Genomic DNA, 18,301 nt, shown 5'->3' with positions numbered 1-18,301 from the left:
GCCTTCGCAGAGGGCGGGGGCTTACGCCCCATCCAATTGCAAGGTTAAACTGGACAGGTGTTCAACTTAAAAATTCAATCAAGGATTCCTCCGTCATCGCCCCGAAGCCGCAGCGACGCGCGGCGGGCGCGGATAGTGGTACACTGGACGCAAACACACCTAACGAAAGGGAGCCACTATGCCCTCCAACGCCGATTACACCCGCGAGTACTTCGACATCCTGGAAGGCCTGCGCGGCGATGTGCCCGGCCGCCGCGCCGCCTTCGCCTACATGCAAAGCTCCACCGCCATCGTGCACCACCGGGTGGTGGCCTCTTCGTACGTGCCGCGCCTGTTCAACAAGGAAACCCACAAGGTCATGAAGGACACCGCCGAAACGGCGCACCGCATCCTGTGCAAGGTGATCCAGCGCTACCTGGACGACCCCGCCTACCGTCGCGTGTTCGACTTCGACCCGCGCCTGGAAGAGCTCATCTTGCTGCCGCGCGGCTACGACTCGCTTCTGCCGTTCGCCCGCGTGGACACGTTCTTGGACGAGGACGACTACCGCGTGAGGTTCTGCGAGTTCAACGGCGACGGCTCGTCGGGCATGAACGAGAACCGCGAGATCGGAAACTCCATCGCGGACTCCCCGGCGTTCAAGGAGTTCGCAAGCCGCCACCGGGTGAGCGGCTGCGAGCTGTTCGAATCGTGGATCGACGCGTTTTTGGGCATCTACGCCACCTACGAGCGCCGCGTGGACAACCCGCGCATCGCCATCTGCGACTACCTGGAAAACGGCGTGGTGGACGAGTTCCGAATCTTCGCCGAGCTGTTCGGCAAACGGGGCGTGGAGTGCGTCGTCGCCGACGTGCGCGACCTCGCCTTCGACGGCGAGGCGCTGCGCGACGCCGAGGGCGGGCGCGTCGACGCCATCTGGCGGCGGTGCGTCACCAACGACGTCATCGACCACTGGGACGAATCGCAGCAGCTCATCAACGCCGTGCGTGCGCAGAAGGTGGCGCTCATCGGCAGCTTCGCCGGGCATATCGTGCACGACAAGCAGATCTTCAAGGCGCTGTTCGACAAGCGCACCACCGCGTTTTTGGACGCCGACGAGGTGTCGTTCATCGAGCAGACCGTGCCCCTGACCGCGTTTCTGGACGACGACCACGTGAACCTGCCGCAGATCCGCGCGAACAAAGACGAGTGGATCATCAAGCCCACCGACCACTACGGCGCCGACGACGTGCACGCCGGCTGCCACGTTTCGCAAGAGGAGTGGGAGGAGCTGGTGGACCGTTTCGCGAACAACCGCGCCGGGCACCCCTTCATCGTGCAGCGCTACATCCGCCCGTTCAAAACGCTCACGCTGCCGCCCGACGCGGGCATCGAAGAGCTGGCCGACGAAGACGTGCCCTTCGAGCCGCAGATGTACAACAACCTCAACGGCCTGTACCTCTACGACGGAAAGTTCCAGGGCGTGTTCAGCCGCTTAGGGCCGCTGCCCACCATCTCCAAGCAGATGAAGGGCATCACCGCCGCCACCATCTGGGTGGACGGGGACGAGTAGGAAAGCATCCGGGAAGGCGCCGGCCGGAAGCGCTGCGGGCGAAGGGCCGGCCGGCAGCCGGGCGCCGGCCGGCAGCGCGCCGAGGAGAAGGAAGGGAACGCCTCCGCCATGTCCAACCTGATCAACAAGCTGGCTGCCGTCACGGCCGCCGCCGCGCTGGCCGTGACGTTCGTGGCGGCGGGGTTCGCCGCCTGCGCGGAGGCGCCGCAGACCACCGAGGCGCTGGCCGGCGCGTTCTCGGGAACCGACAACCCCTCCACGCCGTTCTCGCACGACGATCTGGTGCGCGCCGCCGTGGCCGCCCGCGACTACACGGTGGCCTCCAACGACCGCGACGCCCTGTTCGCCACGCTCCGCAGCATCAACGAGAGCGCGAACACGCGCTACGCCGGCGCCGACGACGCACAGCTGGCCGCTGCGCCCGACGCCTACACGCTCGACGCCGACGCGCTCTCCCACCTCGACGACGTGTTCTGTGTGGTGTCGGTTGCGCGCGTGGCGCTTGCGGCGGTGGCCGTGCTCGCCGTGGCCGCGGCGGCCCACGTGGGCGTGCGCAGCGGGCGGCGGGCGCTTGGCGGCGTGCTGGTGGCATCGGGCGCGGCGGTGCTCGTCGCGTTCGCGCTGCTGGCGGCGTGGGTGCTCGTCGATTTCAACGGCTTTTTCGCCGCGTTCCACTCGCTGTTCTTCGCCGACGGCACCTGGACGTTCTCCTACGAGTCGCTGCTCATCACCATGTACCCGCCGGCGTTTTGGATGGGGATGGGCGCCGTCTGGCTCGCCGTCACCACCATCCTCGCCGCCGCAGCCCTCATCTGCGGGATCCGCCTGCGCAAAGCGCGCTAGGATCCTCCGCCCCCACCGCCGTCAAGCGCAACCTCGGGGTCCTTCCGGCGCGCATCCAGCGCGAACCCAGCGTATTTCCAACGCGGATCCAACGCGGATCCAGCGCGTCCCCGGCGCGAATCCAACGTGTCTCCAACGCGCCTCCAACGCGAATCCAGCACCCCCAATTCTTTGAAAATACGCCTTTCATCAGGTAAAATATTGAGACGCAGAGAAATGTTGCCCCCGTCGAAAAAGGGTTGAGAAAACAGGAGGAGATGATAGAATGGCACATGACAGAGCCGAGGGCACTTCTAGCGGAAACGCAAGTGGAAATCCCTCGGCCGTTTGCGTTTTGGACCAATCCTATCTGGACGCGCTCAAAACCCTTGCTCAAACAGGCTTCCCCGATGCGGGAGCGGAAGAGGGCGCCTACGCCGTCGAATGCATCGGCCTGCGGCATCTGAAGCCTTATCTCTCTGCCGTGTCGCAACGCCGCGCCCTGGGAGATGCCACGGTCAAAGAAGCACGCAGTCTTCTTATGTTCGACAGGCGGTACCAATCGATCCTGTTCAAGCACATCGGCACAGTCGAAACGCAGATGAGGGCCCAATACGTACATTGGATGGGTGTTTTGCACGGGCCGTTTTCCCTCTACGACGAAACCCTGTTCCTCCGCAGGGAAAACCACGCCAAAAGCCTCGCCATATTTGCCGAAGAGGCTGCGCGCAAAGCGAGGAAGTCGAAGAGGGTCAAAAACGAGATCGACGCCAACGGAGGACGCCTCACGCTATCGACCGGAATGGAATGCGCCACGCTTGGGACGATGTCTCGACTTTACGCGAACACGGCTGATCAAGAGGTTGCAAGAAAGATCGCGAACTCGTTTTGCTGCACGAAAGCCGAACTGTCGAGCTGGCTCAAAACGCTGACAGACGTCCGAAACATATGCGCCCATTTCGACTCGTACGTCACCAGAAAGCAGATCCCCTCCACCCCTTTGAAAATAGCCGACATGCCCAACGCCAACAGCAACGACACGTTTTACATCGTGCTGTTGCTGATCAAGCTCCTGTCGGCGCAGCGCGCACGCTTCTCCAACCTTGAGCGCACGCGTAACCATGAACTAGCGAACGAAGTGAGGGAGCTCGCGGGCTTCTATTCCGGAGCGCACAGCCGCCCTCTTTCCGACATCGGCTTTCCCGATGACTGGGAAAGCCTGATGGAGCAGGCGGCGCAAGCGCAAGCGCACGTGCAACCATGACCCGAAGTCGCAGGGAGGCTCTCCGATAGGCGAACGCCCGCCCCCATCTCCGCCATCGCCCCGTCCCAGCTTTTTGGATGGGGATGACGCGGGTGTTGTTTGCGGGGGGCGGTGGGTTGTCTATACTGGCATGCGGCGCTGGAACTATTCCGGCATGTTTTAACATTATCCGACCGAAGGACGGTTATGACGAACGAGAACACTGCGGTACGCGTGCGCTTCGCGCCCTCTCCCACCGGACGGCTCCATGTGGGCGGCGCGCGCACGGCAATTTACAACTGGGCGTTCGCCCGCGCGATGGGCGGCGACTTCATCCTGCGCATCGAGGACACTGACCCCGAGCGTTCCACCGAAGAGAACGTGCAGGTCATCCTCAACGCCATGAAGTGGCTCGGGCTGGACTGGGACGAGGGCCCCGAAGTGGGCGGTAAGGCCGGCCCCTACTTCCAGATGCAGCGCTCGGACACCTACGCTGCCACGCTCGAGCGCCTGCGCGAACGCGGCAGCGTGTACCCCTGCTTCTGCACGAAGGAGGAGCTGGACGCCAAGCGCGCGAAGGCCGAGGCCGAGGACGGCGGCTACGCGGGCTACGACCGCACGTGCCGCAACCTTAACCCCGCCGAGGCCGCCCGCCGCATCGAGGCCGGCGAGCCGCACGTGTGGCGCCTCAAGGTGCCCGAGGACCGCGGAGCCATCGAGTTCGACGACGCCGTGTACGGGCACGTGAGCTTCCCCGCCGAGGTCATGGACGACATGATCGTCGTGCGCACCGACGGAAGCCCCACCTACAACTTCGCCGTGGTGTGCGACGACGCCAACATGGGCGTCACCCACGTCATCCGCGGCGACGACCACCTGTCCAACACCCCGCGCCAGATCCTTATCTACGAGGCGCTGGGGCTGCCCGTGCCCACCTTCGCCCACCTGTCGATGATCCTCGGGCCGGACGGCAAGAAGCTCTCGAAGCGCCACGGCGCGGCCAGCGTGGAGGAGTTCTGCGAGCGCGGCTACCTGCCTGACGCCATGGTGAACTTCCTGGCGCTTCTGGGCTGGTCGCTCGACGGCGAGACGACGATCATCGACCGCGAGACGCTGTGCCGCGAGTTCAGCCTCGAGCGCGTGACCAAGAAGGACGCCGTGTTCGACGAGACGAAGCTCGCATGGATGAACGGCCAGTACATCAAGGAGATGGGCGCGAGCGAATGGGTGCGCGCGTCGCTGCCGTGGCTTTGGCGCGCGCATGCGGGCCTTGCCGCCGACGAGGAGCTGGCCGAAGACGCGCTCGCGCGCGCCGCGGCCGACCTCGACGCGCGCCCCGAATGGTACCGCAGACTCTACCCGCTTGTGTCCGAGCGCCTGACGCGCTTGGACGAGATACCCGCCAAGCTGGGATTTCTGTTCTGGGGACCTAAGGTGCGCGAGCTGGACGAGAAGAGCGTCGCCAAGGTGCTCGCGAAAGAGGGCGCGCGAGCCGACGAGGCGCTGGCCGCGTGCCGCGCCGTGCTGGCCGACGAGAGCCGGGCGTGGGAGGCCGCGCCGCTTGAGGAGGCGTGCCGGGCGCTGGCCGAGGAGCTGGACCTGAAGCTCAAGCTCGTGCTGCAGCCCTTGCGCGTGGCCGTGTGCGGCAACATGGTGTCGCCGCCGCTTTTCGAGAGCATCGAGCTTTTGGAGCGCGCCGACGTGCTGGCGCGCATCGACCAGGTGACAGAAGAGGTGTTCGGTGGCTAAAGCCCCTGGCAAAGAGGAGCTTCGCACGCAAGGCGCCCCCGACCGCCGCGAGCACCCGCAGCGCATCTTGGTGCTGCGCGACCTCTGCACGCGCCCGCACGGCGCCGACTGCGAGCGCTGCGCCCTGGCATGCCCCACCGGCGCCGTCTCCTTCCCCGACGAAAGCGGGGGCCTGCCTTCCATAGACGAGCGGGCCTGCACCAGCTGCGGCATCTGCCTGGGCATCTGCGACGCGTTCACCTCCACACGCGTGACCATGGTCGACCTGCACGCGCGCATTCGCCGCATCGCGCTGCGCGGCGAGGACGTGGTGCTCACCTGCAAGGAGAACGTGTTCCCCGGCCTGGAGCCGGCGGCGAACGTGGTGGTGCTGCCGTGCCTGGCCGCGCTCTCGCCCGAGTTCTGGACGCTCGTGCTCACCGAGAACATCCCGGTGAGCATAGCCGCCGACCTCGCCTACTGCGCCGACTGCGAGCGCGCGGGGGAGATGGGCGAGATGCTGTTCTCCCATGCCGTGGAAACCGCGCAAGCGTGGACGGGGCGCGAAGTCGGCTACCGCTCCGAGATCCCCGAGAAGGAGAACCTCGTCAAGGACCTGGCCAACCCCGAGGGCGTGGATAGGCGCAGCGCGTTCACCAACCTGGTGACCGACGTTGCGGACGTGGCGTCCGGGAAAAGGCGCCTGCGAAACTCCGAGGTGCTCCAGGAGTTCTACGAGCGCCGCGAGCGCGCACGGGCCCGGGCGCGTCTCAATCTGAACGAAGGACCGCAGCTCAACAACTTCGCGCCCGAAGGACACACCCGCCAGACCATGCACCCCAAGCGCCGCCTGCTGCTCGAGGCCGTCGATCGCGATCCGTCCATAGCGCCGCGCATCCCCCTTGCAGTGTCGAGGACCGACTGCGCCGCATGCGCCAACGACCTCTCCTGCGCGCGCATCTGTCCCACGAACGCGCGCTACCCCGACCCCGCAAGCGGCGCCCTGCGCTACGACGTGCGCTACTGCATCGGCTGCGGCCTGTGCGAAGACGCCTGCGAGAAAGGCGCCGTGAGCCTTGTGGACGAGACGGCCGAAGCGCTGCTTGCGGACGACCGGGACGCCTAACGGGGGCCGCATATGGTACTATAGCGCTACGCAATCGACCGAAGGAGCATCTATGACCGAGCAAACCGGCTCCCGCCCCGAGGGCAACGCCGACCAGACGCCCGACGAAAGCCCGCGCCCGACGCAGCCGCAGCCCTCCGATCTGGCGCCTCAGCAGCCGGGCGAGATCGCGGGCGCGCCCACTGCGCCTCCCCCGCCCGCCGAAACGCAGCCCACCGCGCCGCAGACGCCAAAGCCCCAGCAACCCGCCGCTCCGCACGCGGCTGCGCCCCAGCCCCCCGCTCCGCCAGCTGCACCCCAACCCGCCGCACACGCGGCGGCGCCCCAGCAGCCTCCCGCTCCTTACGGCGGCGCCGCGCCGCAGCAACCTTACGGCGCCTACCCCGCGCCCCAGCCCCCCGCGCCCTACGCCCAAGGGCAGTACTACGCCTCCTCGGGCGGCCAGCAGCCGCCCTACCCGCCGCAGCCCGGGCAGCCCTACGGCGCCTATCCGGCCGCGCCCCAGCAGCCGAAGAGGAAGGTGTGGCCCTGGGTGCTCGGCGGCTGCCTGGTCGCGCTCGTGCTTGGCCTGGGCGGATGCGCCGGATGCGTGGGATGCGCCCTCTATATGGACGATAGGTACGGAAACCTGGACAACCGAGGTTACGGCACGTTCGACTACGACTACGGATACGACTACAACTACGATTACGGCTACGACGACTCCGGCTCGCTCGGATCCGATCCCCTTGGCGGCTTCTCGCTCTCCGACATCCAAGACGCCGTCGGCGACCTGCCGGGCACCGTGGAGGACGGCGTCTGCTCCGGAGGCGCGTTCAAGATCGGAGAGGACATCCAGCCCGGCCGCTACTACCTTGAGGGCGCTGCCGACGCGGAAAGCTCCTACTACATCTTCGACTACGACGCCGCAACCGACTCCTACTCCATCGACGACGCCGTGGTGTACTTCGGCAACTACTTCGTCGATCTGGAAGAGGGCGATCTGATGGTGTTCATGCCCGGAAACGACGCCTTGCGCATGCGCCCCGCCGAACGCGCCGAGTTTGACCCGGCCCCTCCGTACGAGAACGGCCTCTACCGCGTAGGCGACGACATCCCCGCCGGCACCTACACCATCACGGTCTCCGATCAGGCCGCAGCTGCGGCCAGCGGCGAGCCGGGCGCGTTCGTGATGAAGGATCTGAGCTTCGACGACGACTCCATCACCGAGAGCGTCTACGTCATCGCCGGCGGCTCGCAAACCGTCACGGTACAAGACGGCGAGTGGTTCGAACTCTACGCCGCCGTGGCCGTGCCGCAGGAATGAGGGGGCGCGCCATGCTTCCCGACAACCCCACGCGCGAGCAGATAGAAGAGGTGTTCCAAAACGACCGCTTCGCCACCCAGGCGGCAGGTTGCCGCGTGGTGGAGGGAGCGCGCGGCCGCGCCGTGGCTGAAATGGAGCTAACCGACGTGCATCGCAACGCCATGGGCAACGTCATGGGCGGCGCGGTGTTCACGCTGGCGGACTTCGCGCTGGCCATCGCCTGCAACATCGGCGAGGAGCCAACCGTGTCGGTGGACCACTCGGTGAGCTTTCTGCGCGCCACCAAAGGCGAGAGGCTCACCGCCACGGCCACTTGTGTCAAACCCGGCCGCCACCTGGCCTTCTACAATGTGGACGTGGAGGACGACCTGGGAAAGCTCATCGCGCGCATGACCGCCACCTGCTACCGCTAGCCCGCCGCGCGACGCGCGCGTTCCTACGCCGCGCCCGCCGCGCGCTCGAAGAAGGCGCGGGCGTTGCCGAAAAACGCCTTGTCGGCCACCGACCGGCCGAACTCGCGGACGAGAAGGCCGTGGAGGTCGCCCACCTTGTCGCAGGGGTCGAGCCACGAGGGCACGTCGCAGCCGTCGTAGTCGCTGCCGAGCGCGAGCACGTCCTCGCCTGCGGTTTCCAGGATGTGATCCACCTGACGCAGAACGTCGTCGGGCGTGGGGTCGGCGTGGGCGTCGCTCAAAAAGTCACGGCAGAAGTTGAGCCCCACAATGCCACCATGATCAGCCACTTCGCGCAGCTGCCAGTCGGCCAGGTTGCGCGGATGGCCGCACACGGCGCGCGCGTTGGAGTGCGACGCGATGAAGGGGCATGCGGCAGCGTCGCACAGGTCCTTGAAGCCCTCGTCGCTCAAATGCGACGCGTCCACCACAATTCCGCGCAGCTCCAGCTCGCGCACGCAGGCGCGGCCGAACGGCGTCAGCCCGCCACCTGCGATGCAGCCGCCGCCGATCGCGCTGCGCCCGTTCCACACGAGCGTCGCCATGCGCACGCCCGCCTCCGCAAGCGCATCGAGGCGCGCCTCGGCCGCGCCGCCGGGTTGAAGGAACGACAGCCCTTCGACCGAAAGCAGGCCGGCCGTGCGCCCTTCGGCAAGCACGGCATCCGCTTCCGCCATGGCACGCACCTGCCCAACGCGCGTCGCGTGCTCTTTGAGCTGAGCCTCCCAAAACCGCCTCACCCGCTGAAACAGCGCCCACGCCGCATCGCCCGCCACCTCGTCGGGAACGAACACCGCAAAACACTGGCACCACGAAAAGGCACGCGTGCGCGCAAGCGAGACGTGCGCGTCGTTGTCGGCCAGCGAGGACAAACGCGAACGCGGCACGTTCGCGTCGTGCTGGGCGAACCCGCCGGGAGCCGTGAGGTCGCCCGCAAGCGCCAGCCTATCGAGCGTGTCGCAGTGCAGGTCGAACACGCGCAACCGCCCGCCCGCATCATCTGCGCCGCCGCCCTCGCCCGCAGCGCCGAACGCGCCCCACCCCGCAGCCTCGGCCGCGCGGCGCACGGCCTCCTCGTCCGCGCCGCCGTCGAAGGTCAGAAACCCGCCCATGATGCAGCTCCTCCCGTCATCGCTTCCCAACGCGCGAGCGCGCCCGCGTCGCATCGTCCGCGCCACGTCCCACGCCGCCTTGATCCTCGGGCGCATCCGCGGGCGCAGCCGAACCCGTTTCCGCGCGCGCCTTCGGCCCCTCCACCGTCACGAGCGCCACCATGGCCACCATGAGCGCGAAGCCCGCCCAGTCGGCCCAGGAAAACGCCGTGCCCAGCCAAAGTGCCGAAAGCACCGTGGCTGCCAGCGGCTCCATCGCACCCAGCAGCCCGCCCGCCACCGACCCGACGCGCGCCACGCCGCCCAGGTACAGCGCGAAGGCCACAAACGTGCCCACCACGCCCACGCCTCCCACGAGCACCGCCCAGCCGTCCAGGCCGATGGACGGCGCCAGCACGGCTACCGCCGCCGCAGAGCCGCCCGAAACGCACGCCATGCCCGCGCTTACCAGCCAGATAACCACCGCGTACACCGAACCCGCCACCATGCCAAGCCCTGTCGTGGTCAGGCTGCCGTAACGCTCAAACAACCCCGTCTCGCGCGGATACACCACATAGAGCGCCACCGCCAGGCCGTTCGCCACGCCCCAGGCCACGCCCGCAGCCGGCAGCCGCAGCACGCCGACGTCGCCCTGCGTGGCTATGAGGTAGGTGGCGACAAGCGCCGCCGCCAGCCCCAACGCCTCCCCTGTGCGCGGGGCCGTGCGCGAGCGCAGGCACACGAACAGCATGATGAACACGCTGCCGGTCATCTGCAGCACCGTGGCGGTGCCCGCGTTGGTGCACGCGATGGACGCCGCGAACGAGATCTGGCTCCCCAGCAGCCCGAACCCGAAAATCGCGAACCGCCGCACCTCCCGCCTGTCGGAAAGCGCCCGCACAAGCTCCTCGCGCCGACGCCACGCAAGAAACGCAAGGAACAGCGCACCCGCGCACAGCATGCGCACCGCGGTCACAAACGCAGGGTCGGCCCCGCGCGCCAGCACGTACTGCGACGACGCGCCCGAAAACCCCCACAGCGCCGCACCGGCCAGCGCAAGCGCCGCACCGCCCAGCGATCCCCGTCGCGCCACCTACCCCACCAGCTCCCTCAAAAACTCCGCCACCGGGGCAAGCAGGTTGTCGCCCTCGTCCAGCTTGAAATGGCGCACGGGCAGCGTGAGCTTGCGCTTGTCGGCCAGGTAGCGCCCGCCCGAGCGGCGCAGCCCCGTCATCTTCTCGCGCGGCACGTCCACCGGCTCCACCACCAGCTTGCCGCCCGTCACCGACACGGTCCTCACATGGTGCTCGTTGGCGAACGCCTTGATGCGCGCCTTCTCTATGAGGTTCTTCGCCGCTTGCGGCATGTCGGGACGCTTCGCCCGTAGATCGGCGCCCACCTCCTCCACCGCCTGCTCGGTGGCGGCCGAGGCGATCTTGCGGTACCACAGCACCCGCTCGTCGGCGTCGGGCACGTACTCCTCGGGCAGGTAGGTGTGCCCCGGCACGTTCACCGTGATGTCGGAGAGCGCCGGCGGCAGGGTATCCATCGCCTTGAGGTCGCCCTCGCGCGTGGCGTTCACCGCCTGGGCCAGCATCTGCGCGAACAGGTCGAAGCCCACCGCGCTCATGTTGCCGGACTGCTCGGCGCCAAGCAGGCTGCCCGCCCCGCGAATCTCCAAATCGCGCATGGCGATGCGCATGCCGCTGCCCAGCTCGGTGTGCTCGCCAAGCGCGGTCAGGCGCGCGGCGGCCTCCTCGGTGAGCTCGCGGTTCTCGGGGAACATGAAAAACGCGTACGCCTGCGCAGACGAACGCCCCACGCGTCCTTTGAGCTGGTACATCTGCGCAAGGCCCAGCCGCTGCGAATCCTCGATGATAAGCGTGTTGGTGTGCGGGTTGTCAATGCCGCTCTCAATGATGGTAGTGGCCACCAGCACGTCCAGCTCGCCGGCGCTGAAGTCCTCCATCACACGCTCCAGCTGCTCCTTCGACATCTGCCCATGCGCCACGCCCACGCGCGCCTCGCCGGCGGCCGCCGTCACACGCCGCACCGCCTCGTCGATGGAGCGCACGCGGTTGGACACGTAGTACACCTGCCCGCCGCGCGCCAGCTCGCGCCGGATGGCGGCGCTCACCAGATCCGGATCCCACTCGCCCACGTGCACCTCCACGGGGCGGCGCTCGTCGGGCGGCGTGAGGATGAGGCTCATGTCGCGCACGCCCGAGAGCGACATCTGCATGGTGCGCGGGATGGGCGTGGCCGACAGCGTGAGCACGTCCACGCTCTCGCGCAGGTTTTTGAGCTGCTCTTTGTGGCCCACGCCGAAGCGCTGCTCCTCGTCTATGACCACCAGCCCCAAGTCATGCGGGTTCACATCGCGGCTAAGCAGCCGGTGCGTGCCCACGAGCACGTCCACGTCCCCCTCTTGGAACCCCTGCAGCGCCGATGCCTGCTGCGCGGGCGTGCGGAAGCGCGAGAGCACCTCAACGCGCGCGCCGAAGGGTTCGAAGCGCTCCTTGAAGTTGGTGAAATGCTGCTGGGCCAAAATGGTGGTGGGGCACAGCACCATCACCTGCTTGCCGTCTTGGGTGGCTTTGAACGCCGCGCGCAGGGCCACCTCGGTCTTGCCGAAGCCCACGTCGCCGCACACGAGGCGGTCCATGGGGCGGGCAGACTGCATGTCGGCCTTCACATCGGCGATGGCGGCCAGCTGGTCGGGCGTCTCCTGGTAGGGGAAGGCGTCTTCCATCTCGCGCTGGGCCGCGGTGTCCGGCCCGAAGCGGAAGCCCTGGGCGGAGGCGCGGCGCGCGTACACGTCCACCAGGTCGAAGGCGAGCTTCTTGGTGGCCTTGCGCGCCTTGGCGAGCGCACGCGACCAGTCGGCGGTGTTCAGGCGCGTCAGACGCGGGCTTGCGCCCTCGGGCCCCACGTAGCGCGTCACGCGGTCCAGCTGCTCCACCGGCACGTAGAGCTTGTCCCCTTCGGCGTATTCCAGCAGCAGGTAGTCGCGCGCGGTGCCGTCCACGTCGCGGCGCACAAGCTCTTTGAAGTGGGCCACGCCGTGCGCGGCGTGCACCACGTAGTCGCCCGGCTGGTAGGGGAAGGTGACCTCGGTGATGTCCACGCGCCGCGTCGGACGCGCGGAGGCCGCCGAAGCCCCCTGCGTGTCCGACACGCTCACCAGCGCGAGCTTCGCCTTGGGGATGATCATGCCCAGCGGCACGTCCACATCCGTCACGTTCACCACCCCGCGACGCAGCCGTCGCTTCTCGGCACCGGGAGCGTCAAAGGAGGCGGGCGCATCGTCCGCGCGTGCGCCATCTGCGGGCGCGTCCCCCTCGCGAGGGTCCTCCAGCACGTCGAGCACCTCCTGGATGGGCAGCCCCTGGTCCACGAACGCCAGCTTCATGTCCTGGCGCGCGCGGAAGTTCGGCGCGCTGAACGCCACCGTGTAGCCGCCCTCGAGCAGGCTGCGCAACCGCCCGAACAGCTTGTCGGGATGCCCCGCCACCTCCACGCGCTTCACCGGCAGCTCGTCGTCCACCTGGCCCCCCACGCGCATGATGGACACGTAGGTGGCGCGCTGGCCGCCGCCGAAGCTCACATCGGCAGGTTCGGCGTACAGGCCCGCCGCAGAAACGCCGGACCCCTTGGCGCGGCCCAGCACGTCGTCGAAGGCGTGCGCCATGTCGTCGAACAGCGAACGCGGCTCGATGAGCGCCGTGAGCGCGTCTGCGGGCACGTAGTCGCCGAGCGTGGCCAGCGAATCGTGCAGGTAGGGCAACAGCGCGTCCGACCCGTCGAAGCGAAGCCCGCCGTCGAGCTTCTCCAGCATGTCGCGCAAAACAGGATTCGTCCGGGCAGGCCCCGCGATCTTCTTGCGCGCGCGGGCCAGATTCGCCTGCGAACAGGCAAACTCAACCACCGGATAAACGTCCGCGCGCGCAAGCGAGGCGATGGTCTGCCCCGTGGCGGGCACGATGCGCCGGATCTCGTCCAGCTCGTCGCCGAAGAAGTCCAGGCGCACCGGGTAAGGGAGGTTGCCGGGGAACACGTCAACCGTGCCGCCGCGCACGGCGAACGTGCCGGGGCCGTCCAGCTCGCCGGTGTTGGCATAGCCGCGCTCTTCCAGCGCGCGGGCCAGGTCGCCGAATTCCGCGATGCCCGCGGCCCGCGCGCCCGGCATGTCCGCAAGCTCGCGCCCCGCCTCAAGTGCGACGGGCGCAAACGCCCGCGCGTCCACCGGCGGCAGCGCCCGCAGAAGCGACCGCGCGCTGGCCACCACCACGGCCTCGCGCCCGGACGCGAGCGCGTGCGCCGCCTCCATGCGCCGCGCCGCCTGGACCGGGTCGGCCGGCTTGGGCGCAAACGGGAAGTCCGAGCGCTCGGGAAAGCGCAGGACGCGCTCCTCGCCCAGATAGGCCGCCAGGCTGCGCGCGAACGCCACGGCCGCGTCCTCGCCGGCCACCACCGCAAGCGTCGGCTGGGGCCGGTGCGCGAAGCACGCCGCCACCAAAAACGGGCGCGCCGAGTTCGCCACGCCGAGCGCGGCGTCGCGCCCCTTGTCGAGCGCGCCCCAGAACGCCTCTAGGCACCCCGACCTCTCCAACGCGAACGCGAGCGAATCAACAAGCATGCGCTTCCCTTCCCTTTTCGCGCACCGCAGCACGCACGAAAAGCCGCAGCCCGACGCATGCGAGGCTGCGGCTTGGAACAGCCGGCTCTTTCGGTCGCCAGGCTCTCGGACCCATCGCGCGAAACCGCACGAGCAACCCTCCCCGGCAACCTCGCACAGTGTAGCACAACACCTACGCCTCCCCGAAGCTCCTTTCCATGCGAAAGAAACTGCTGTAAACTATCAGAAATGTATCTTTTTTATGATAGGAGGATATATGCCAACCATTATCCCCTCAACCGACTTGCGCAATCGGTTTCCCGAGGTGGAACGGCTCGCCAAAGAATCCAAAGAACCCATCTACCTGACGAAAAACGGTCGCGGCAGCTTGGTTCTCATGGATATCGACGCCTTTGAAGAGTACCAACTTTATAAGGTGTGGCACGCGTACGTAGCCGACGCGCTTGCAGAAGCCGAACTCCACGAACAAGAAGGCGCATCGCATTACCAAGACATGGAAATCGCTTTCGAAGAGCTTTTCTGCGAATCATCCGGCAACGCGCGCAACCAGGCCGAATCCGAAAGGGGCGTCCGTGAAACCGCGTGAGATCCTGCTCCTCGATGACGCCGTGCGCGATCTGTGCGCAATCCACGACCACGTACGGCGCGCATCCGAGTCAAGACGCGTCGCTGAAAGCCACCTCAAAAAGATCCGCCATCACCTACGCCCGCTCGCATACTCCGCAGCGGCATACCCGCGTTTTTTCCATCAAAGCGGAAAGGACTCTGGATACCGCTTCTGCATTGTCGGAAACCACGTTGCCTTCTTCACGTTCGACGATGATCACATGTACATCAAACGCGTGCTTCACAAAAGAATGCAGGCCGACGATTCGCTTCTGGCATAGCATCTCTTTTCGCGCGACACGGCAAGCGGCAAACCGGGAACTTGTTAGGACGCAAGGGATGCTTCGGCCCAGTTTTCGATGCGCAGACCCTCTACGCGCTTAAACTCGCGCACGTTGTTCGTCACAAGCGTTGCGCTATGCGCGCGTGCCGTTGCGGCGATGAGCAGATCATTTGGACCAACACACATCCCCCTGCGTTCAAGATCGGCACGAATGCGCGCGTAGATGGCGGCTGCCGCTGAATCGAAAGGAACGCTTTCAAACGGGACAAGAAATTGCTCCACAAGCGCCATGTTCTCATCCGGATGAGCGCTTTTCAACGCGCCGAGCTTCAACTCCGCTTCAACCACTGTTGGAATGGCGATATCGGAAGGCTCATGCGTTCGCAGCAGTGCGAGCACATTCGGCATCGCGCCTCGAAGAAAGTCGATGCAGACGCAGGTGTCCAGCAGGAGCATCAGAGCGCCCCCCTCGGCGCGTCATGCGCAAATGACAGCTCGCTCGGCGCGGCAAACGAGCTATCGGCAACGCTGCCAAACAGATCCCAGTACCCCTCGGGCCATCCAGTGGCCGCATCGTTCCTGATCAGCTCCGCCACATGTTTCGACAGCGACACGTTGCGCAGCGACGCGCGCTTGCGAAGCTCGCCCATCGTGGCTTCGTCAAGATACAAAGACAGTTGCGGCATGGCATCCTCCTGACAAGTATATTGGCAAGTATATCGAAGAGCGCTGAGAAGTCAAGCTCGCACAACGGCAGCCGCCGAACCCCAGACAAAACCGCAGCCGAAAACCGCTTTCGCACCCACTTTCGCACCGCAGTCAAGTTCACTATACTGGGAGGAAGTTTCCGCACGCATCCGATAGGAGGCCCCATGCCGCGAGAGACCATGCAGGCGAAACGCGACCGCGCGTTGGCGGTGGCCGCGCGCATGAACGAACGCTACCCTGCCGCCGAGTGCGCGCTGCACTACTGGGGCGACCCCTTCCGCCTGACCATCGCCGTGCTGCTGTCGGCCCAGACCACCGACAAGGGCGTGAACAAGGTGACGCCCGCGCTGTGGGAGCGCTACCCCACGCCCGCCGACCTGGCCGCCGCCGACGTGCGCGAGGTGGAGGACGTCATCCGCACCATCGGCTTTTACCGCACGAAGGCCGCCAACGTCATCAAGTGCGCGCAGATGGTGGTGGCCGACTACGGCGGCGAGATCCCGCGCGACATAAACGAGCTGCAAAAGCTGCCGGGCGTGGGCCGCAAGACCGCCAACGTCGTTTTGAACGAGGGGTTCGGCATCGTGGAGGGCATCGCAGTGGACACGCACGTGTTCCGTATCGCGCACCTGCTCAAGTTCGCCGGCCCCTCGGCCGACACGCCCGCCAAAACCGAGGAGGCGCTGCTCAAGCTCTACCCGCGCGAATGCTGGGGGCCCATCAACCACCAGTGGGTGCTCTTCGGCCGCGAAACCTGCGTCGCGCGGCGCCCGAAGTGCGCCGAGTGCGTCATCGCCGACCTGTGCCCCAGCTGCGGCAAGCCGCAGGGAGGCGCGCAGACGGCCAAGGCGAAGCGAGGGACGGGCAAGGCGCCGCGCACCGGGCAAGACCGAGCCTGACGGCCGGCGGAACACCCCTCCGAACCTCCGTGCGGCACAGGGGCCCGCATCTTCGCGCCCGGAGGGCCCACGCACCCCCATCGGGGGCGCGGCGTGGTATACTATGAATGCTGATCTGCGACGTCATTCCGACGCGACGGACCAACGCCCGCCATAGCGAAACCCCGAGTCCGTCAAGGAGGTCCCATGCATTCACCGGGAGACATCGTCGTGTACCGCCACCACGTCTGCAAGATAGCCGCCGTGAGGGAAGCCTACTTCGAGGGCAAGGACTACCTGGAGCTGCACGCCCTGTTCGAGAACGCCCTCAAGCTGTTCGTGGCCGCCGACGAGGCCGCCCCGCCCGCGCTGCGCCCCGTCATGACGCGCGAGAGGGCGCTTGCGCTCATCGACTCCATCGCCGACGCCGATCCCATAGACGAAAGCAAGCTCCGCTCGAAGGCGAGCACGCCCACGCTCCTCGAACGTCGCTTGAAAGAGGAGTACGACAAGCGACTCAAGACGTTCCAGCCCGAAGACCTGCTCCCCATCATGAAATCCGTCCACGAGCGCACCGTGCGCCGCGAGGATGCGGGCCGGCGCATCACCGCCACGGACAAGAAGTACTTCGACCTCGCGGAGGGGCTGTTGTGCGACGAGCTGTCCGTCGCGCTCGGCATCCCGCGCGACAAAGTGCGGGACTTTTTGGTCGAGCGCGTGAAAGACGCGGAGAGGCGTCGGCGCTGAGCGCCGGTCAGTGCCGAAGGGCCTCCTCGAGCATCCGGGCGAGCACCTCCGTATGCGAGCGGCGCGTACGCGTGGCCGTGCCCACGAGGACGACCGAGCCGCAGTCGCCGTAACGTTCGAAGAACCGCTCCACGGCGCCGCGCTCGCGCAGGTCCTTGCGGTAGGCGTCGGCGTAGGCGTCCCAATCGATGCTGCCGCGCAGGTAGCGCTCGAGCTTGGTGGGTGCCGGAGCGAACAGCTTGTCGTGCACGTAGCGGGCATGCGCCACGCGCTCCACAAAAAAGGCCAAATCGTCGCGCTTCGTGAAGCCGGCCAGCTGGTTGGTGTTCTTCAGGCGCGTATCGAGGACCAACTCGGCCTCCCAGTCGGCAAGCTTTCCGAAGAAGCGCTCGGCCGAGGTCTCGTAGGCGCTGATGGTGTGGATGTGCATGGGGAACGCTCCTTCCGGCCGCGCGATGGGCGGCCCGGTCTTTCGACCAGACGATACCCCATGCCGCCCGCCGCGAGCGGAGCGGCGGAAAACCGTAGCCGGACCGAAAGCCGGACGTCACTCCCCCGTCGGCGCGGCCGCCTCGCGGACGGAAAGCGGAGACCCGAGGCGTGCAAGCTCCCCCGCCACGGCGTCGACCAGAAGCGGCAGCGCCGCGTGCACCGCAGGCGTCAGTCCGACGGCGGCGCACGCGGGAGAGGCGTTCTCCACCTGCATGCCCAGGCACAGCCCCTCCGCCTCGTAGCCCAGAAGCGCGGCCGCGTCGAACAGGTCGACGAGCTTCAGGTCGTGCAGCGACGCCGTCGCGCCCGAATGGCGCGCCATGGCGTCCGGCTCGAAACGGAACACGGTCCCCGGCTCGGCGCCGGTCCCGTCCACCGCGTCCACCGTGATCACCGTGTCGTAATCCCGGACGCACGTTATCATGTCGAGCGACAGGCAGCCCACGTCGAACAGGTCCACGTTCTCGGGCGCCTCGTAGCGTTCGGTCAGCTCCTCGTACGCGGCCGGACCCACGCCGTCGTCCAGCATGAGCTTGTTGCCCACGCAGAACACGGCGATACGCCGCTTCGCCTCCAAGGCAGGCTCGCTCCCCGCGCGCCCCGCAGCCCCGCTTGCGCCCACCATGTC

General features: G+C 67.1%; 18 protein-coding genes. 11 read left to right on the top strand and 7 right to left on the bottom strand.

What is annotated here, in order from left to right; all coding sequences use genetic code 11:
* The first annotated feature begins 178 nt into the window (after window positions 1–178).
* The 7 genes from ACWKY3_RS00630 (at window position 179) to ACWKY3_RS00600 (ending at window position 8,190) form a co-directional block, all read left to right on the top strand.
* Window positions 179–1,552 (top strand): carboxylate--amine ligase, encoded by a 1,374-nt coding sequence (locus ACWKY3_RS00630; RefSeq protein ID WP_449314489.1) that lies wholly within the window; start codon window positions 179–181, stop codon window positions 1,550–1,552.
* Window positions 1,553–1,660: 108 nt separating this feature from the next.
* Window positions 1,661–2,395: a lipoprotein intramolecular transacylase Lit gene (locus ACWKY3_RS00625; RefSeq protein ID WP_449314488.1), complete on the top strand. Its 735-nt coding sequence runs from the start codon at window positions 1,661–1,663 to the stop codon at window positions 2,393–2,395.
* A gap of 265 nt (window positions 2,396–2,660) precedes the next feature.
* Window positions 2,661–3,638: an Abi family protein gene (locus ACWKY3_RS00620; protein ID WP_449314487.1), complete on the top strand. Its 978-nt coding sequence runs from the start codon at window positions 2,661–2,663 to the stop codon at window positions 3,636–3,638.
* A gap of 186 nt (window positions 3,639–3,824) precedes the next feature.
* Complete coding sequence (gltX, locus tag ACWKY3_RS00615) at window positions 3,825–5,366, top strand: glutamate--tRNA ligase (RefSeq protein ID WP_449314486.1); 1,542 nt, start codon at window positions 3,825–3,827, stop codon at window positions 5,364–5,366.
* Entirely contained in the window at window positions 5,359–6,471 is a 1,113-nt protein-coding gene (locus ACWKY3_RS00610; protein ID WP_449314485.1) for a 4Fe-4S binding protein, read from the top strand. The genes gltX and ACWKY3_RS00610 overlap by 8 nt, the downstream gene beginning before the upstream one ends.
* Before the next feature lie 52 nt (window positions 6,472–6,523).
* Complete coding sequence (locus tag ACWKY3_RS00605) at window positions 6,524–7,777, top strand: hypothetical protein (protein ID WP_449314484.1); 1,254 nt, start codon at window positions 6,524–6,526, stop codon at window positions 7,775–7,777.
* Window positions 7,778–7,788: 11 nt separating this feature from the next.
* Window positions 7,789–8,190, top strand: coding sequence for a PaaI family thioesterase (locus tag ACWKY3_RS00600; RefSeq protein ID WP_449314483.1), 402 nt, complete (start codon window positions 7,789–7,791; stop codon window positions 8,188–8,190).
* 23 nt (window positions 8,191–8,213) lie between these two features.
* On the opposite strand, the gene ACWKY3_RS00595 is transcribed toward ACWKY3_RS00600, so the two are convergent.
* The 3 genes from ACWKY3_RS00595 to mfd are packed head-to-tail and all read right to left on the bottom strand — an operon-like array spanning window position 8,214 to window position 13,959.
* The gene (locus ACWKY3_RS00595) at window positions 8,214–9,341 is read right to left on the bottom strand and encodes a dipeptidase (RefSeq protein ID WP_449314482.1); all 1,128 of its coding nucleotides are present in this window, start codon (window positions 9,339–9,341) and stop codon (window positions 8,214–8,216) included.
* Between the two features lie 16 nt (window positions 9,342–9,357).
* A complete protein-coding gene (locus tag ACWKY3_RS00590; protein WP_449314481.1) occupies window positions 9,358–10,413 on the bottom strand; it encodes a DMT family transporter in 1,056 nt (351 codons plus the stop codon).
* Window positions 10,414–13,959: a transcription-repair coupling factor gene (gene mfd, locus ACWKY3_RS00585; protein ID WP_449314480.1), complete on the bottom strand. Its 3,546-nt coding sequence runs from the start codon at window positions 13,957–13,959 to the stop codon at window positions 10,414–10,416. It lies immediately after the preceding gene.
* 256 nt (window positions 13,960–14,215) lie between these two features.
* On the opposite strand from mfd, the gene ACWKY3_RS00580 reads away from it, so the two are divergent.
* Both ACWKY3_RS00580 and ACWKY3_RS00575 read left to right on the top strand, forming a co-directional pair.
* On the top strand, window positions 14,216–14,545 hold the full coding sequence (locus tag ACWKY3_RS00580; RefSeq protein ID WP_449314479.1) for a type II toxin-antitoxin system Phd/YefM family antitoxin: 330 nt from the start codon (window positions 14,216–14,218) through the stop codon (window positions 14,543–14,545).
* The gene (locus ACWKY3_RS00575) at window positions 14,532–14,846 is read left to right on the top strand and encodes a type II toxin-antitoxin system RelE/ParE family toxin (RefSeq protein ID WP_449314478.1); all 315 of its coding nucleotides are present in this window, start codon (window positions 14,532–14,534) and stop codon (window positions 14,844–14,846) included. Before ACWKY3_RS00580 ends, ACWKY3_RS00575 begins: the two co-directional genes overlap by 14 nt.
* 44 nt (window positions 14,847–14,890) lie before the next feature.
* Here the strand turns inward: ACWKY3_RS00575 and vapC are convergent, their stop codons facing one another.
* On the bottom strand, window positions 14,891–15,304 hold the full coding sequence (gene vapC / locus ACWKY3_RS00570) for a type II toxin-antitoxin system tRNA(fMet)-specific endonuclease VapC (protein WP_449314477.1): 414 nt from the start codon (window positions 15,302–15,304) through the stop codon (window positions 14,891–14,893).
* Window positions 15,304–15,534: an antitoxin gene (locus ACWKY3_RS00565; RefSeq protein ID WP_449314476.1), complete on the bottom strand. Its 231-nt coding sequence runs from the start codon at window positions 15,532–15,534 to the stop codon at window positions 15,304–15,306. Before ACWKY3_RS00565 ends, vapC begins: the two co-directional genes overlap by 1 nt.
* A gap of 186 nt (window positions 15,535–15,720) precedes the next feature.
* Here ACWKY3_RS00565 and nth point away from each other — a divergent pair, with 186 nt between their 5' ends.
* Together nth and ACWKY3_RS00555 are read left to right on the top strand one after the other, a co-directional pair.
* Window positions 15,721–16,455 (top strand): endonuclease III, encoded by a 735-nt coding sequence (gene nth, locus ACWKY3_RS00560; RefSeq protein WP_449314475.1) that lies wholly within the window; start codon window positions 15,721–15,723, stop codon window positions 16,453–16,455.
* Window positions 16,456–16,641: 186 nt separating this feature from the next.
* Window positions 16,642–17,181, top strand: a complete 540-nt coding sequence (locus tag ACWKY3_RS00555; protein WP_449314474.1) for a CarD family transcriptional regulator — start codon at window positions 16,642–16,644, stop codon at window positions 17,179–17,181.
* A 7-nt stretch (window positions 17,182–17,188) separates the two neighbouring features.
* Here ACWKY3_RS00555 and ACWKY3_RS00550 read toward each other — a convergent pair whose 3' ends face one another.
* Window positions 17,189–17,611, bottom strand: coding sequence for a DUF488 family protein, N3 subclade (locus ACWKY3_RS00550; protein WP_449314473.1), 423 nt, complete (start codon window positions 17,609–17,611; stop codon window positions 17,189–17,191).
* A 117-nt stretch (window positions 17,612–17,728) separates the two neighbouring features.
* Window positions 17,729–18,298, bottom strand: coding sequence for a hydrogenase maturation protease (locus tag ACWKY3_RS00545; protein WP_449314472.1), 570 nt, complete (start codon window positions 18,296–18,298; stop codon window positions 17,729–17,731).
* Between the last annotated feature and the right edge of the window lie 3 nt (window positions 18,299–18,301).

It is taken from the genome of Rubneribacter sp., assembly GCF_965361815.1.
This window is presented reverse-complemented; position numbering and strand designations above follow the sequence as displayed.